Below are 325 nucleotides of genomic sequence, written 5' to 3' on the forward strand. Positions count from 1 at the left end.
GGCCACCCTCTATCCGAGCTTCCGGGCTTCCCGGGTGAACCCGGCGGAGGCGCTGCGCTATGAATGACCGCACGGTCCCGGTGAGCGGCGCGCGGGCCAGGGCGCCGGCGCGGCAGGAGCGGGCGCCGGTGATCGCCTGCCGGGGGTTGCGCAAGACCTACGGGGAGGGCGCCACTGCAGTGGAAGTGCTGCTGGGGGTGGAGCTGACCGTCGAGCCCGGCGAGCGCATCGCCATCGTCGGCGCGTCGGGATCGGGCAAGAGCACTCTGCTGCACCTGCTCGGAGGGCTCGACCCGCCCACGGCGGGGGAGGTGCGGGTGCAGGG

1 protein-coding gene is annotated in these 325 nt (G+C 74.5%); it reads left to right on the forward strand.

The annotated features are described in order from the left end of the window. Nucleotides 1-59: 59 nt before the first annotated feature. Nucleotides 60-325: ATP-binding cassette domain-containing protein (locus tag ACTFO6_RS18250; RefSeq protein WP_439935802.1), on the forward strand; the 266-nt coding region annotated here is incomplete at its 3' end.

This window comes from Pelomicrobium sp. G1, assembly GCF_051905455.1.
Lineage (GTDB): Bacteria > Pseudomonadota > Gammaproteobacteria > Burkholderiales > UBA6910 > Pelomicrobium.